This is a genomic window from Pseudomonas fluorescens group sp. PF-1, from assembly GCF_054481335.1.
In genome coordinates this window covers 2,604,381-2,617,619 of the sequence record NZ_JBTMNG010000001.1, presented here as the reverse complement: position 1 = coordinate 2,617,619, position 13,239 = coordinate 2,604,381, and the positions used below count along the sequence as shown (strand labels likewise).

Below are 13,239 nucleotides of genomic sequence, written 5' to 3'. Positions count from 1 at the left end.
ATTCAGACCCAGGCCACCGCCAACAATCCCGCCCCCAGCACCACACACAACGGCGAATAAACCCAGGTATCCAGCCGGGCAAACTTCGAGCCCTTGACCTCTTTGAAAAAGCCCACCAGGTCCGAATCCCCAATGGCCCGGGCGAACATCATGATCGCGATGGCACTGATCAGCCATTGCAGCGACCAATGGGACACCGCCGGCACCCACCACCCCACGCGCAAGCACACCAGCAATGAAATCAGCAACAACGCACCGGCCACCATCAACGTGATCCAGCCCCGCGGTCTGAAGGCCGGTCGCAATTTCAGCCCGCCTTCCACCGGCACTTGCGGCACCACCGCCACGGCGGCCCACTCGCCACCCAAAGCCCAGTAGACATGCATCAGGCTGATCGCGGCGAAGATCGTCACCAGCCATTGAGCCAACACCAGAGTCATGGTCAGAAATCCTTGAAAGGGATTTGAACAAAATCATCCTAGTTGGCATTTCCTGAACTGCACGAACTTGTCGGTCCGACCCGACCAACGCCACCGCCAGCGATCGCCGAGGCGGCATTAGAGCCCGGCCGAAACCTTGTCCGCCACCTCCTTGGGCAGCCAGGCTTTCCACACATCCGGGTGCGCCTTCATGAACGCTTCGGCGGCCTGGCGCGGCGCGGTGTGTTTCTCGCTCATCTCGGCCAGGGCCTTGTTCAACGGGTCGATGGGCAGATCGACCTTGGTGAAGAACTCGGCAATCTGCGGGTACTGCTTCTGGAACGGCGTAGACACACCAATGGACAGTTTCGAAGCCAGCGAACGGGTCGGTTTCGGATTGGGATTGTCAGCGTCGGTCAGGGTTTTCCAGGCTTCGGCGTCGAACGGCGGCTCTTGCAGTTGAATCAATTTGAATCGACCGAGCAGCGGCGTGGGCGACCAATAATAGAACAGCACCGGTTTGCCGCGACGGATCGAGGAACTGATCTCCGCGTCCAGTGCCGCACCGGAACCACTGCGGAAGTTCACGTAGCTGTCTTCCAGCCCATACGCCTTGAGCTTCTGTTTATTGACCACTTCCGACGTCCAGCCGATGGGGCTGTTGAGGAACCGTCCCTTGGTCGGGGCCTCCGGATCCTTGAACACCTCTTTGTAGCGCGGCAGGTCAGTGACACTGCGCAGATCCGGCGCCAGCGGCTTGATGCCCCTGGCCGGGTCACCCTTGATCACATACTCCGGCACCCACCAGCCTTCGGTGGCGCCCTTGACCGTATCCCCCAGGCTCGCCACCTTGCCTTCGGCCTCCGCCTTGACCCAGACCGGACTGCGCCCGGCCCATTCCTCGCCAATGACCTGAATGTCATTGTTGGCCAGGGCGGTTTCCAGGGTAATGGTGGTGCCCGGCAAGGTGTCGGTCGGCAACCCGTAGCCCTTCTCGACAATGATGCGCAGGATATCGGTGATCAGGCTGCCACTCTCCCAATTCAGGTCAGCGAAGTGGATCGGTGCCTGGGCAGCCGATACGGGAACCGATGACGCCAACAACCCGAAAGTGGCCAGGGCAGCGGCCAGCAACCGTCGAAAACCTTTCATGCTTTACACCTCGTGCTGTTCACAGCAATCGCAGGATGGCCTGGCAGAAGGCCGCGAAGCCTCTGAATAGTCAGTCAACTGACTGTAGTAGAGGTTCCCGCTTTCGAGGGGGCATGCCCTGGTTTTAGGAAGTTTCCTGCAAGCGCGCCAGTTCTCTTCTGACCATGCTGGCATACGCTGCCGGGCGCAACGCGTAGATCTGCGAGGCCACCCAATTCAGCCAGGCTCCCTGCAGCACAGCCTTCTGCCCGAATAGCCGTTGGGCCTCGGCTTGAGCGTTGGCGAGGTTCTGCTCATGGAAGTCGGCGCGGGTCAGGCTCATTACTCGCTGGCCTTGAACGTCACCAGTTCACCCTTGCGCCACTTGGCGGCCTTGGCTGTCACGGCCTTGAGGGTTTTGGTCAGGCCTTCCTGCAACTGCTCGTGGGCGGCGAACACCATCACCACGTTGTGACCCTCCTTGAACACGATGGCATGACCGTCGGCGGTGGTGACAAAGGCATAATCGCCCAGGCCGTAGACCGTCAGTTTGATATCGCGGAATTTGATTTCCAGTTTGCCGCCTTCGCGACTGGGCAAAACCGAGGCACTGAAATGATCGCCAACCTTGAGTTTGAGCCCGGGTTTATCGTCCACCACCAGCGCTGACTCGGTGTCGATTTCGGCAACGTAAATGCCTTCAGCGTTCTGTTCGGTGATGTAAACGAAACGTGACTGAAACTGTTTAACAAGCTTTGCGCGCAAATCACCCAGCACGAACAAAGCATGCATATCGAGATTACTTACTGCCAAGGAAACATCCCCACATCTGAAAATGACGCTGCACGCGAAAACAGCGCACAGCCAAAAAAAGCGGCAATGCCGAAGGTGAAGCCAGATAACCCGAATTGAAATCCTGAGATGAGCAGGAGGCTCATCCATCACGACGCTTGAGCAGACTACTGGATGTCGCTCACATCGTCTTGCCTGACGTTCGTCAAAGGTTGAAGGAAAACGCCCTTTGTACGGTCAGAGAAGTACGGACTATCAACTTCGAGGAAAATTCTCTCAAAAAAAAGCACTTTTCTGACATATCGCCAGAAAGAAATTGCTTTAGATAAACATCGATCACCCACCAGTGGGGGTGATTCTAGAGCAGCGACGCTCATCGAGACTACCCATACCGTCGTACATACGTCGGTAAAACAATGAAAAGGACTTCATATGTGCACACTGACACACTTCGCTCATCCCCAAACGCCGCATCCGGCGGTGTTACAGCACCCTGAACGGGTCACCCACATCCCCGGCCCACCGAGGTTCCAGGTGATATTGGCCGGCAATGCCTTCTTCCATATCAAAGAAATTTCCACAGGGCATGTAAGAGGTTTCCGCGGCGATCACAACGAAGCCTGCGCACTCGCCCGGTCACTTGAATCACGTACCTGACCGGATCGCTCCTTGCCTTTGGATAGACGTTTCGTCATGCCGGCGACTTAACTCAGCCGCCGGCCTGCAACAACTGCCATACTGGCCGGCCAACGACACGCACCCCTCTCTGGGTGGGCAGCGTTAAACAAACAGTTATTTCCAAGGGAAGGCAGCTACGTGACGGAATTTGATATCGGCGAATTTTTTATTTGGGGCGAAGCCAGAGAGGTCGACGGCGAATTCCAGGCTGTCATTGTCATGCGCGCCAAGCCGCCGCTGAATACCGTGAGCTACCATCAGGTCGAAAAAGATCGCTGGTTCAAAACCTCGGACGTCGCCGCCACCGCAGCCCAGGAATCCGCCAGGGAGTTGAAGGCGGCCGTCGATGCAGGTGCATTGAAAGCCTGATGTTCGAGTTTGCGGTCTATGCTCACTGCTGCGTTTGAACATCGCTTTCGAACTCCTGACGCGCGGCCCCCTCAGATGCAATGTAGCCGCGCCTCAGATCTCGTACTCGACGTGACCGACCCGCTGCAAGGAGATGAAGATGGAATCACCGACACACGACTTGAAAGGTTTGTTCGACCAGCTCGGCCTGGACTCCACCCAGAAAGCTATCGACGATTTCATTGCCAGTCATTCACCGTTGCCCGACGACAAGAAACTCATCGACGCCGAGTTCTGGACGCCGCAACAGGCAGGCTTCCTGAAAGAACAATTGCGTGAAGATGCCGACTGGGCGCGGGTGGTCGACGACTTGAACCTGCGTATGCATCAAATTCACTAACCCCGGGCGTAACGCAGGCTGCCAGGTGTTGCAGTATTCAATTGCGCCAACCAGGCAGCCTTGCACTCCTCCGCTTCATCGCGACTGGAAAACGCCGTCCCCCGGCGCTCACCGTTGAGCAGCACCACCCAGCAGACACTCTGCCCCAACGCCCGCAAACTGGCGGGCACACCGCTGCCAATCATCACCGCAACATCAACCTTACCGTGCATGCTGACCTCTCGAGCTCAGTTAGCAACCTAACTATGCCGGCATGTTAATCAGCGGATACGAGCGGAAAAAGCAGCGGCCCCGCACAGCAGAGTTGCCAAAACCGTAACAATAAAGCACCTCATCCCACCTGCTGGAACCGATTTGACGGGCCCCTGCGAAAGACGCCATTCAGGACGACCACTGTATCTATGGCGAGCAAGCGTGCTCGTCATAGCAGAAGTGGTCGTCCTTGTCTGAACAGCATCAAGCCGCTAGCGCGGATTTTCCGGCTTGTAGCCCAGGCGCAAACCGCCCCAATGACGCCCCTTGAGCATGATCGGCACCGACAGGTCGTGCATGAGCTCTCCAGTATCGCGAGTGTAAGTTTGCAGCAGCACCGCCTGTTGGTGGCTGCCGCAACGGACGCCGGTGCGATCAGCGAATTTGCGTTTGGTGCGGTTTTGCAAGGTATCGACCTGCACATCGCCGGTCAGCGGCTGGCTGAAGACTTTGTTATGGGTCGGCACGTAGCCTTGAGGGGTGCAGGCAATGGCGAACACCAGGCCTTCGTGGCGCGGCAACAGCGGCTCCTGAATCGCCGGCAAGACCTGATCGGTGTAGCGGTCGAAGCGCGTCTGGTACTTGGGCGGACTGGTGTCGGGGATTGCCTGATAGTTTCGGTCGAACAGGTCATCGAGACTGATACGTCCGGCATCGATATCCGCTTCGAATCGCGCGGTAATCTGGCTCGCCCCTTCGCGGGCCAGGTCGTAGATACGCTGGTGATAGTCATCCAGCCCGACTGCCGCCAGGCGCTCACTGATGGTTTCGGCCTGACCTTCCATCTGCACCGCGGCCTGAGCCAGACGCTGAGTCTGCTGGTCGCTGATGGCCAGGTCGCTGCGCATCTGTTCGATGGCATGAAACAGGCTGTCGAGCTGTTCGCGATTGGTCTCTGCGCCTCGGGCAATTTCCCCGACCTGGTGTTCGACACTGGCCGCCAGCCGCGCGATGTTATCCAGGTGCTGCCCCGTGTGCTCGACCTGCTGGACGCCGGTGTCGAGGTCGCTGGACAGTTGACGGATCTGCTCCACCACTTGCGCGGTGCGTTGCTGGATATCGGCCACCATCTCCCCGACTTCACCGGTTGCCGTGGCGGTGCGCGCGGCGAGGCCACGAACCTCGTCGGCCACCACTGCAAAACCACGCCCGTGCTCACCGGCGCGCGCCGCTTCGATGGCGGCGTTCAACGCCAGCAAATTGGTCTGGCTGGCGATGGACTGAATCACCAAAGTGACCCGCTGAATGTCATCGCTGCGCAGGCTCAGGGCCTCGATCAGCTCGCGGCTGTTACTGGCGCGCTGACTGAGCTGATGCATGCGCGCAATCGACTCGATCAGTTCGGTTCGCCCGGCCACGCCACTCTGATGCGCCTCGCTGGCGGCGCTCAGGGCTTCGCGGCTGAGGGTCGAGGTGGCTTGTTCGGTGGCAATCATCACTTCGGCATTGCTGACGATCTGCGCCGCCGCACCGAGTTGCGATTGCAGCTTGTCCGCCAGTTGCTTGACCGAGAAGGCCACGCCTGCGGCCGACAAGGCGTTATGACTGGTGGTGTAGGAAAGATCGCGGGTTAACGCGGAGATGGCGCTGGACGTATCCGCTGGAACCGCTTCAGGTGCCGCACGCGAACGCAGACGAGGCAGCCAGATAATGAGCACCGCCAATGGCAGGCTCAGGTAAAGCGACCAGCCCCCCAGCGTCATGCCACACAGCAACAGCATCAGGGCGATGCTCTGCAGCGACGGCGTCAGCCAGCGGTGTTTCGGCAAAAGTACTGGTGCAGGCACTGCCGCAACCAGAGATCCGTCTCTCGTCATCGTTATCACCCCGCCATCTTCTAATTGTTGTCATCGCATTAAACGCCAGCAGAAAGCCATTATCCATGGGCCTTTAGTCGTGGTCGTTGCAGCAGATCAATAGAAGTGCGGGGCTTTACGCAGGCGTTGAAAAGCAAAGATCGCAGCCTTCGGCAGCGCCGACCGGAAGGAAGGCAGGCGCTGACGAAGGCTGCGATCTTTTCACAGGCTACCCGAGTTAAACGGGCGGCCTGCAGAATCACGCCTGACGCTGGTGCTTGTCGATCTGCTCGTGACGCTCTTGAGCTTCGATGCAGTACTTGGTCGTCGGGCTGATCAGCAGGCGTTTCAGGCCGATGGGCTCACCGCTGTCATCGCACCAGCCGAAGCTGTCTTCCTTGATGCGTTCCAGGGCTTGTTCCAACTGAGGCAGCATGCGCTGATCGCGATCGATCGCGTTCACCAGCCAGGTGCGCTCTTCTTCGACGGAAGCCGCGTCAGCCGGGTCGGCCGGGGTGTCCAGGCTCTCGATGGCAATGCGGTTCTGTTCGATGCGCTCATGGGTTTCGACTTTCATGTTCTGCAACAGCTCGGCGAAAAAAGCATGTTGCTCGGCATTCATGTAGTCATCCGCCGGCATGGCCAGCAACTTGTCCTTTGTCATTGATATCTCTATAAAAAAACGTGCATTAAGGCGAATAAGGGAGCTTTCCGGCGGACCTGGGCAGGCCATCGGAAAGGCGCCGTTTGTTCCAAGCGCCACCCGGCACTCAATTTACGAGGGGCGGCAGTCTAAGGCCGACTTGAGGCCTCAGCAACTGAAAAGACAGCGAATTTTCCCGGCAAAGCCTCGAAAATGATCTAAGGCGGGCATCGGAGTGCGTTTATAGCAAGAAATTCAATCCAGCGGAGGTATATAGAAGACAAATGGCTACCGGCACGCCCCCCATTTTCACGTCAGGCATCCTCAGCTAAGGTTGTCCGTCCCGAAGTGGCTATTTCAAGGAGCGGTTAAATGAAGCTGATCGGCATGCTGGATTCGCCTTACGTACGACGCGTCGCCATTTCTGCCAAACGCCTGGGCATTGCGCTGGAGCATGAATCGGTTTCGGTGTTCAGGCACTTCGAGCAGTTCCAGCAGATCAACCCCGTGGTCAAGGCCCCCACGCTGGTGCTGGATGATGGCGAAGTACTGATGGATTCGACCCTGATCATCGATTACCTGGAGGCACTGGCCGAACCTGGCCGCAGCCTGATGCCCAAGGGAATCGAGCAACGTGTGCGCTCGTTGCGCCTTATCGGGCTGGCGTTGGCAGCCTGCGAAAAATCGGTGCAGCTCTATTACGAGCGCAACCTGCGGCCGGCGGAGATTCAATACGAACCCTGGGTTGAGCGAGTCGAAGGACAACTGGCGGCGGCTTATTCAGCCCTGGAACGGGAACTGGAAAAACACCCGCTGAAAACCGACGGTTCGATTGATCAGGATGGACTCACCCTCGCCGTGGCCTGGAGCTTTACCAACCTGGTGGTGCCGGATCAGGTCGCCGGGGCGCAATGTCCGCGAATCGCTGCATTCACCGAGTATGCCGAAGGGCTTGAGGCGTTTGTCAGTACGCCGATTGACTGACAGACAGGCGGCGCCTCATTTGGCCTCCAACCAAAAGGCCGCTTCTGCCAAAGGCAGAAGCGGCAGAGGCTCAGGCCCCGGAAGATCAGTGCATGAACAGCGCGATCAGAATGATGATCGGGATGGGTACACCAAGAAAGAACAACAGTAATGAGCGCATGGTGTTTCTCCTGAGTTAACGAATGGCTGTGGTGGTCACGTAGGTGTCGGTTTCCAGATACACCACGGCATCCCGGCGACGACCGCCGAAAGTCGCGGCAAGGCTGGCGAAAAACGCACCGGCCAACAGTGCAACGAACATCCACAACGTGGTCCAGGCAGCGACTTTAGCGGCCGTGTCTGCCGCTTGTTGTGCCTTCAGCCTGGCGTCGGCCACGGCCTGTTGGGTGCGGGCATAGACTTCATCGACACGACGTTCAGCGTCCGCCTGGGTAAGGTTGGTCCGCTGCGCCACCAACTGCGCGAGATAAGTGCGATCTTCGGCAGCCAGTTGCCCGTTGTTACTCAAGGAGCGGACGAAAATGCGGGTGACGGTGCCGCGGGCGGCGTCATCGCTGACGGCGGCCGGACGATCATCGCGAAACAGGCTGTCGACGAAGTAACCGTATTGATCGCCGCCCGAATTGACGGCAGCCGTACCGGCCACTTGCGTCATGGCACTGGCCGCGCCACCGGCGACATTCGCCCCGGCCTGCACCCCGCCGCTGATCAGGCTGCTGACCGAACCGGCCACCAGCGTCGCCGTCACGAGTGTCGCCACGCACCACGCCAGGAAGCCATGGGCGGTGTCGCGGAAGTAGACTTCATCGCCGTGCATATACGCCCATTTCACCCGCAGCCGGCCGGCGATGTAGCCACCGGCCCCGGAGGCGATGATCTGGGTGGCGGCCAGCCAGACGATGGTTGAAATACCCAGGCCTTTGGCGCTCACCCCCTCATTGGCCCAAGGCGAAACCGCCGAAAATCCAAGGCCGAAACCCAGCAGCACGAGGATCAGCGATAACGCGGCCGCGGCCGCGGCCCCGGCGAAAATCGCCCCCCAGGACACACCCGAGAGCGTGCTCGACTCATCCGCGGCGGGATAGAAACCATCAGAGGATCTATTCATCGTTGTATCGCTCCAGGCAGAAAGATGGTGTTACAACTCTTCGAATGAACAATTGCAGTGACCATGCCAGTCGCGAATTCCAGATAAGTCCTTTAACTTCAGATGGTTACAAAGATGGAACTTCCGAGGGTCATGCAAGATGCAATAAAGAGCCCGCCCGGGCGGGCTTTCTGCATTGCGAAAACTACTTGCGCCTATAGCTTTTATTGCCTGCCGGCGTGAGGCAGTAAACGCCGCCTCTGGGGCCCGTGCAGAACGAACCGGTTCCGCAAGCACAACCCTCGGCCTCCTGCACACGTGCTTGTGGCCGGGCCTGGCTTTTGCTGCCATATATAGATGAACAACTTTTTTTCGAGGCACTGATAGAGCCGTCGTTACACAGGAACAGATCACCGTCACAACGGGCGACACCGCCCTTCTTTCCCGAACACGGTGTATTGGCGGCCCATGTCGATGAGCAGACAACACTCAGCAACAGCAGGCACATCGGCATCCAGCCAGGCTTTAGAGTACGCAAGGTGCAACTTCCCGTTGAAATTATGGCCCAATGATATCAACGTTCCTTAAATGCACCGCGATCACATGAAAGTTAATTTATTAAGTCACTGGCAATTCTTGGCAAAATGCTTCGAACTCAGACTTGAACCGATTTATCAGGCCAGCCTATGACCCGAATCTTGACCATCGAAGACGACGCCGTAACCGCCCGGGAAATTGTCGCCGAACTGAGCAGCCACGGCCTCGAAGTCGACTGGGTCGACAACGGCCGCGAAGGGCTGGAGCGCGCAGTCAGCGGCCACTATGACCTGATCACCCTCGACCGCATGCTGCCCGAGCTGGATGGCCTGGCCATCGTCACCACACTGCGGACCATGGGCGTGGCGACCCCCATCCTGATGATCAGCGCCCTCTCCGACGTCGACGAACGCGTGCGCGGCCTGCGTGCCGGTGGCGACGATTACCTGACCAAACCCTTCGCCACCGATGAAATGGCCGCCCGCGTCGAAGTCCTGTTGCGCCGCCAGAACACCGTGACGGCGCACGTCACCACGTTGCGGGTGGCGGACCTGGAACTGAACCTGATCAGCCACGAAGCCAGCCGCAATGGTGAGTTACTGACGCTGCTGCCCACCGAATACAAGCTGCTGGAATTCCTGATGCGCAACACCGGGCAAATCCTGTCGCGGATGATGATTTTCGAAGAAGTCTGGGGCTATCACTTCGATCCGGGCACCAACCTGATCGACGTGCACATTGGCCGCCTGCGCAAAAAAATCGACCCACCGGGCAATGTTCCACTGATTCGAACCGTGCGAGGCTCGGGTTATGTCATTGCCGAACCCGTCTAAAGGCTGGCGTTCTTCCAGCAGTCGTCTGCTGGCGCTCTACAGTGCGCTGTTCGTGACCTGGAGCGGGATTCTCATGGGGGTCATGTACTACGAGGTGTCCGCTTACCTGGACAATCTGGCCAAACATTCGCTGATGCAGCGTCAGCACCTGTTTTCGCGCTTTCAGGGTGAACAACTGGTGGATGCCCTCGCGGTCAGCATGACCTTCGACATTCGCGGCATCGACGCCTATGGCCTGTTCGATGATCAGCACCGTCACCTCAGCGGCGCCCTGCGCCGTATCCCGCTCGACTTGCCGCTGGACGGCGAGATCCACATGCTAAGCGACTGCACCGACTCCGACGACCCGACCTTGCCCGCCGACAGCTGCGACGCGGTGGCGACCGCAACCGAGGATGGACGCTGGCTGGTCCTGGTACGGGACAACGGTTCGTTGTTTGCCGTCACCCGCATCATCCTCCATGCATTGTTCTGGGGCGTGACCCTGACCATCCTGCCGGGCATCGTCGGCTGGCACTTGTTGCGCCGCCGTCCGCTGCGGCGAATTCGCGCGATTCAGGCCAGTGCCGAGGCCATCGTCGCCGGGGACCTGACCAAGCGCCTGCCGTTGTCCAATCGCCGCGATGAACTGGACATGCTCGCCGCCATCGTCAACGCCATGCTCGAACGCATCGAGCGCTTGATGAACGAGGTCAAGGGCGTGTGCGACAACATCGCCCACGACCTGCGCACGCCGCTGACCCGCTTGCGCGCACAGCTCTATCGCATGCAACAACAGGCCGGTGAAGGCTCTGCCGAAGCGGCGCAACTCGATTCGGTACTGAGCGAGGCCGACACCCTGATGGCGCGTTTTCGGGGCTTGCTGCGGATTTCCGAACTGGAAGACCGCCAACGCCGCTCCGGTTTCGTGCAACTCGACCCGGTGCCGTTGCTGCAGGAACTGCATGATTTTTATCTGCCACTGGCCGAAGACGATGGCCTGGTTTTTCAATTGCACGTGCCTGGGTCATTGCCGCCCCTGAAGGGCGACCGGGCGTTGCTGTTCGAGGCGATCGCGAACCTGTTGAGCAACTCGATCAAGTTCACCCCGCCCGGCGGCGCGGTGATTTTGCGAGGGGTCAATCAGGGGGGGCATACCCGCATCGAAGTGCTCGATTCCGGTCCCGGAATCCCGGAGGCTGAACGCGAGGCGGTGTTCCAGCGCTTCTATCGCGCCGAGGCGGGCAATCAGAAAAGCGGTTTCGGCCTGGGCCTGTCGATCGTCGCGGCAATTGTCAGCCTGCACGGCTTTACGCTGGAGGTGGGTCGCAGTGAGCTCGGGGGGGCGCGGCTGGTGATCGATTGCCGCCAAAGCTTGATTACCCCGACCTGAGGATAAACACAAAACCTGTGGGAGCTGGCTTGCCAGCGAAAGCGGCCGTGGCAGCGCTGCAAGGCCGGAAGGACTCTTCGCCGGCAAGCCGGCTCCCACAGATCCAGGCTAGGCGGGGTAATTGGCCCGCAGTGCCTGCAGTCCGCCCTGATAAATCCCGGCGAACAACGCCACCACTTCCTCGTCACTGACCCCCACCGGCTCAAACCGACCGGACCAGGTCACCCGGGCGCCCTCGCCCTGGCTTTCAACCTTGATCGTCGCCAGGTACTCAGTGGCCGGAAACGGCGCCTGCTCAATCGAGTAGCTGTAGGTCTTGCCCGCGTTATCGAACCCTTGCAGGCGCTCGATCACCACCGCGCCATCCGCCGTTTTCAGGCTGCGCACACGCCCGCCCTCGCTGAGTTCACTCTTGGGAATCAGCGGCAGCCAGTCCGGCAGCGAGTTGAATCCCCCAATCAGTTGCCAGACCTGATCGGCCGAGGCCGGGATGTCGATGAAGGCTGATGCAGATGCCATGTCATATTCTCTCTTGGTCAGTAGGTTCAGATGGCCAGGCTGTCGACGACACCGCCGTCGACCCGCAGGGCGGCGCCCGTGGTGGCTGAGGATAGCGGCGAAGCGATGTAAGCCACCAGATTCGCGACTTCCTCGACATGGGCCACGCGCTGGATGATCGAAGTGGGACGGGCCTTGCGCACGAAGGCGTCGGCTTCCTCCTGGAGGCTGCGACCGGATTGCGCAATGGCATCCTTGAGCATCTTCTCCACGCCATCGGTCAAGGTCGGGCCCGGCAAGATCGCATTCACCGTCACCCCGGTGCCCGCCAGCCGTTTGGCCAGCCCATGGGACACCGCCAGGTTGGCGCTTTTGGTCACGCCATAGTTGAGCATGTCGGCCGGGATCGCGATCCCGGATTCCGAAGACAGGAAAATCACCCGCCCCCAGCCCTGCTTGACCATGTCCGGCACGTAATGCCGGGACAGACGCACACCGGAGATCACGTTGACTTCATAGAAGCGCGTCCACTCGCTGTCGGGGGTGTCGAAGAAATCCACCGCTTCGTAGATCCCCAGGTTGTTCACCAGGATGTCGGCCCGTGGTTCGGCGGCGAACAGAATTTCCGCACCTTCGGCTGTCCCGAGATCGGCAGCCAGCCCCCGCAGTTGAGCGCCCGGCACCTGCTGGCGAATGCTCGCCAAAGCCTGTTCGACTTTGGCCATATCGCGACCGATCACCACCACCGTGGCGCCGGACTCGGCCAACGCCTGGCTGATGCCCAGGCCGATGCCGGCCGTGCTGCCGCTGACAATCGCCAGTTTTCCACTCAGATCGATTTTCATGCTCAAGCTCCAGTGATCGGCAGGGGTGCGCGCTCGGATAACAGTTTTGCCTCACGCAGCGCCTGCCAGAAGGTTGCGGGAATCACGCGGTCATGGACGGAAAGAGTGTAGCGACCCGTCAGAAAATTACCCTCTGGCTGCGCTTCGCTCGGATCAAGGGTCAATTCGCCTGGCACGACCTTGTTTCACAGGCGCCAGCCCCTGATCACGCCGGCGTCGCACACGCGGGTCAGCACAAGAATTGAGTGAAAACCGGATGGCGAGAGCACTGGCCGTGGGCAGATGTTTAATGGCTGTCAGCGTTACTTCGTGAAAGCTACAGCGCCTTGCGCCGTTGCCTACGGGTACGCCAGAATCCGCCGGCTTTTGCGCCTTGGGGGCGGGTTCTATCGTTTGCCGGTCGCTGAAAAGAACAGCGATCGGGTTTGGTAGCCCGGATTTTCCAGGCGTGTAACGCCACCTTTTGCAGAGACTGTTTTGTCTTTGCTGCTTATGGTGGCCATGCACAGGGCGTCTTCGGATGCACCGGTTTCCTGGGACTACCGGTCTACCCACCTGAGCATGGCCGCCACCCTCGTTTGGTAGCGAAAGGTGACGGCTCCCAAGTCACAGCCCAGGAGCTCC

18 protein-coding genes and 1 pseudogene are annotated in these 13,239 nt (G+C 59.5%); 7 read left to right on the top strand and 12 right to left on the bottom strand.

Going from position 1 to position 13,239, the window contains the following annotated elements; all coding sequences use genetic code 11:
- Nucleotides 1-2: 2 nt before the first annotated feature.
- The 4 genes from ACX3YD_RS12515 to ACX3YD_RS12500 form a co-directional block, all read right to left on the bottom strand.
- On the bottom strand, nucleotides 3-440 hold the full coding sequence (locus ACX3YD_RS12515) for a DUF3995 domain-containing protein (RefSeq protein WP_103404732.1): 438 nt from the start codon (nucleotides 438-440) through the stop codon (nucleotides 3-5).
- Between the two features lie 117 nt (nucleotides 441-557).
- Nucleotides 558-1,571, bottom strand: a complete 1,014-nt coding sequence (locus ACX3YD_RS12510) for an ABC transporter substrate-binding protein (protein ID WP_103404731.1) — start codon at nucleotides 1,569-1,571, stop codon at nucleotides 558-560.
- Between the two features lie 124 nt (nucleotides 1,572-1,695).
- Nucleotides 1,696-1,893 (bottom strand): hypothetical protein, encoded by a 198-nt coding sequence (locus tag ACX3YD_RS12505; protein WP_047530026.1) that lies wholly within the window; start codon nucleotides 1,891-1,893, stop codon nucleotides 1,696-1,698.
- The gene (locus ACX3YD_RS12500; protein ID WP_458960103.1) at nucleotides 1,893-2,363 is read right to left on the bottom strand and encodes a hypothetical protein; all 471 of its coding nucleotides are present in this window, start codon (nucleotides 2,361-2,363) and stop codon (nucleotides 1,893-1,895) included. The genes ACX3YD_RS12505 and ACX3YD_RS12500 overlap by 1 nt, the downstream gene beginning before the upstream one ends.
- On the opposite strand from ACX3YD_RS12500, the gene ACX3YD_RS12495 reads away from it, so the two are divergent.
- The 4 genes from ACX3YD_RS12495 to ACX3YD_RS12480 all read left to right on the top strand — a co-directional run bounded on the left by ACX3YD_RS12495 (nucleotide 2,337) and on the right by ACX3YD_RS12480 (nucleotide 3,768).
- Nucleotides 2,337-2,462, top strand: coding sequence for a hypothetical protein (locus tag ACX3YD_RS12495; RefSeq protein WP_256590283.1), 126 nt, complete (start codon nucleotides 2,337-2,339; stop codon nucleotides 2,460-2,462). The genes ACX3YD_RS12500 and ACX3YD_RS12495 overlap by 27 nt on opposite strands.
- A 312-nt stretch (nucleotides 2,463-2,774) precedes the next feature.
- Nucleotides 2,775-2,999 carry a hypothetical protein gene (locus ACX3YD_RS12490; protein ID WP_081997898.1) on the top strand — a complete coding sequence of 75 codons (225 nt, stop codon included), beginning with the start codon at nucleotides 2,775-2,777 and terminating at the stop codon, nucleotides 2,997-2,999.
- A 159-nt stretch (nucleotides 3,000-3,158) separates the two neighbouring features.
- Nucleotides 3,159-3,389 (top strand): hypothetical protein, encoded by a 231-nt coding sequence (locus tag ACX3YD_RS12485; RefSeq protein WP_090462473.1) that lies wholly within the window; start codon nucleotides 3,159-3,161, stop codon nucleotides 3,387-3,389.
- A gap of 139 nt (nucleotides 3,390-3,528) precedes the next feature.
- Complete coding sequence (locus ACX3YD_RS12480) at nucleotides 3,529-3,768, top strand: DUF2789 domain-containing protein (RefSeq protein ID WP_047530030.1); 240 nt, start codon at nucleotides 3,529-3,531, stop codon at nucleotides 3,766-3,768.
- Here the strand turns inward: ACX3YD_RS12480 and ACX3YD_RS12475 are convergent.
- The 3 genes from ACX3YD_RS12475 to ACX3YD_RS12465 form a co-directional block, all read right to left on the bottom strand.
- The gene (locus ACX3YD_RS12475) at nucleotides 3,765-3,980 is read right to left on the bottom strand and encodes a hypothetical protein (protein ID WP_047530032.1); all 216 of its coding nucleotides are present in this window, start codon (nucleotides 3,978-3,980) and stop codon (nucleotides 3,765-3,767) included. The genes ACX3YD_RS12480 and ACX3YD_RS12475 overlap by 4 nt on opposite strands.
- 252 nt (nucleotides 3,981-4,232) lie before the next feature.
- On the bottom strand, nucleotides 4,233-5,456 hold the full coding sequence (locus ACX3YD_RS12470; RefSeq protein ID WP_371919921.1) for a methyl-accepting chemotaxis protein: 1,224 nt from the start codon (nucleotides 5,454-5,456) through the stop codon (nucleotides 4,233-4,235).
- A 619-nt stretch (nucleotides 5,457-6,075) separates the two neighbouring features.
- Nucleotides 6,076-6,480, bottom strand: coding sequence for a TraR/DksA family transcriptional regulator (locus ACX3YD_RS12465; RefSeq protein ID WP_047530036.1), 405 nt, complete (start codon nucleotides 6,478-6,480; stop codon nucleotides 6,076-6,078).
- 351 nt (nucleotides 6,481-6,831) lie between these two features.
- On the opposite strand from ACX3YD_RS12465, the gene ACX3YD_RS12460 reads away from it, so the two are divergent.
- Nucleotides 6,832-7,443 carry a glutathione S-transferase gene (locus ACX3YD_RS12460; RefSeq protein ID WP_458960102.1) on the top strand — a complete coding sequence of 204 codons (612 nt, stop codon included), beginning with the start codon at nucleotides 6,832-6,834 and terminating at the stop codon, nucleotides 7,441-7,443.
- A gap of 175 nt (nucleotides 7,444-7,618) precedes the next feature.
- Here ACX3YD_RS12460 and ACX3YD_RS12455 read toward each other — a convergent pair whose 3' ends face one another.
- Nucleotides 7,619-8,551: a hypothetical protein gene (locus ACX3YD_RS12455; protein ID WP_458960101.1), complete on the bottom strand. Its 933-nt coding sequence runs from the start codon at nucleotides 8,549-8,551 to the stop codon at nucleotides 7,619-7,621.
- 184 nt (nucleotides 8,552-8,735) lie between these two features.
- Nucleotides 8,736-9,038: a YdcA family protein gene (locus ACX3YD_RS12450; protein WP_458960100.1), complete on the bottom strand. Its 303-nt coding sequence runs from the start codon at nucleotides 9,036-9,038 to the stop codon at nucleotides 8,736-8,738.
- A 178-nt stretch (nucleotides 9,039-9,216) separates the two neighbouring features.
- On the opposite strand from ACX3YD_RS12450, the gene ACX3YD_RS12445 reads away from it, so the two are divergent.
- Together ACX3YD_RS12445 and ACX3YD_RS12440 are read left to right on the top strand one after the other, a co-directional pair.
- Complete coding sequence (locus ACX3YD_RS12445) at nucleotides 9,217-9,900, top strand: response regulator transcription factor (protein WP_047530042.1); 684 nt, start codon at nucleotides 9,217-9,219, stop codon at nucleotides 9,898-9,900.
- Nucleotides 9,878-11,272 (top strand): sensor histidine kinase, encoded by a 1,395-nt coding sequence (locus ACX3YD_RS12440; RefSeq protein ID WP_458960099.1) that lies wholly within the window; start codon nucleotides 9,878-9,880, stop codon nucleotides 11,270-11,272. Before ACX3YD_RS12445 ends, ACX3YD_RS12440 begins: the two co-directional genes overlap by 23 nt.
- 108 nt (nucleotides 11,273-11,380) lie before the next feature.
- On the opposite strand, the gene ACX3YD_RS12435 is transcribed toward ACX3YD_RS12440, so the two are convergent.
- The 3 genes and pseudogenes from ACX3YD_RS12435 to ACX3YD_RS12425 form a co-directional block, all read right to left on the bottom strand.
- A complete protein-coding gene (locus ACX3YD_RS12435) occupies nucleotides 11,381-11,791 on the bottom strand; it encodes an SRPBCC family protein (RefSeq protein WP_103404724.1) in 411 nt (136 codons plus the stop codon).
- A 26-nt stretch (nucleotides 11,792-11,817) separates the two neighbouring features.
- Entirely contained in the window at nucleotides 11,818-12,615 is a 798-nt protein-coding gene (locus ACX3YD_RS12430; RefSeq protein WP_458960098.1) for an SDR family NAD(P)-dependent oxidoreductase, read from the bottom strand.
- A gap of 2 nt (nucleotides 12,616-12,617) precedes the next feature.
- A pseudogene (locus ACX3YD_RS12425) lies at nucleotides 12,618-12,851 on the bottom strand (hypothetical protein); the annotation flags it as partial.
- Nucleotides 12,852-13,239 lie beyond the last annotated feature (388 nt).